This window comes from Pseudomonas sp. NPDC087185, from assembly GCF_044744955.1.
Lineage (GTDB): Bacteria > Pseudomonadota > Gammaproteobacteria > Pseudomonadales > Pseudomonadaceae > Aquipseudomonas.
This window is the reverse complement of sequence record NZ_JBIUZK010000018.1, coordinates 1-1,292: the sequence shown is the minus strand read 5'-3', so window position 1 is coordinate 1,292 and position 1,292 is coordinate 1. Positions and strand designations below refer to the sequence as shown.

1 protein-coding gene is annotated in these 1,292 nt (G+C 60.6%); it reads left to right on the top strand.

Going from position 1 to position 1,292, the window contains the following annotated elements; all coding sequences use genetic code 11:
* Positions 1 to 327: 327 nt before the first annotated feature.
* Positions 328 to 1,292, top strand: a 965-nt coding sequence (locus ACIPIJ_RS27870) for an acetolactate synthase large subunit (protein WP_401083233.1), incomplete at its 3' end; no start/stop codon positions are given.

The window sequence follows — 1,292 nt, the reverse complement described above, 5'->3', positions numbered from 1 at the left end:
TGGTAGTGTGGGGTTTCCCCATGTGAGAGTAGGTCATCGTCAAGATTCATTTCGCAAAACCCCTATCTGCGCATGCAGGTAGGGGTTTTGTCTTTCCGATATTCGCACACCTTTCTCCAAGCAAAGATGATTTGTCCGTTTCGTACCTGCGCAAAGGCGCTCAAGGGTGCGACAATTAATCCTGTTCGTTTACGTGACTTTGCCCTGCCCAAGCTGCGTCAAGGCTTAGGTTCGGGGCATCCTCGCGCCCGGACAGAGCGATGCCAGCGTGCCGTGCTGCGCATTTCTGGACCTTCACCGTCCTAAATAATTGAGGTTACAAGCAAGATGGCCAAGGCCGCCGATGTCGTTGTGCAATGCCTGGAAAACGAAGGTGTCGAGTATGTGTTCGGCATCCCTGGTGAGGAAAACCTCGACCTGCTGGAATCCCTGCGCAAGTCGAAGATCAAGCTGGTCCTGACCCGCCACGAACAATCTGCAGGCTTCATGGCCGCCACCTATGGCCGCCTGACCGGCAAGACCGGCGTCAGCCTGTCGACCCTGGGCCCTGGCGCGACCAACCTGGTGACAGCCAGTGCCTACGCCTATCTCGGCGGCATGCCGATGATGATGATTACCGGCCAGAAGCCGATCAAGAAGTCCAAGCAGGGCCGCTTCCAGATCATCGACGTGTGCGGCATGATGGCCCCCATCACCAAGTACACCCACCAGTTCGCTTCGGCCGACAACATCCCGTCGCGCATGCGCGAAGCGTTCCGCCTGGCTGAAGAAGAAAAACCGGGTGCCGTGCACCTGGAGCTGCCGGAAGACATCGCGGCCGAGCAGACCGATGCCATGCCGATCCCACGCAGCCTGCACCGTCGCCCGCTGGCCGAGCATGTGGCCATCGAAGCCGCGATCGAGAAACTGCGCACCGCGCGCAGCCCGATCCTGGTGATCGGCGCCGGCGCCAACCGCAAGATGACCGCCAAGGTCCTCAAGCAGCTGATCGACAAGACCGGCATTCCGTTCGTCACCACCCAGTTGGGCAAGGGTGTGGTCGACGAGCGGAGCCCGCGCTTCCTGGGCAACGCCGCACTGTCGTCGGGCGACTTCGTGCACCGCGCGATCGAAGCGGCCGACCTGATCATCAACATCGGCCACGACGTGATCGAGAAGCCGCCGTTCTTCATGGTCCGTGGCGGCACCGAAGTCATTCACATCAGCTTCCGCTCCGCCGAAGTCGATGCCGTGTACTTCCCGCAGGTCGAAGTGATCGGCGACATCGCCAACGCCGTCTGGCAGATCGCCGA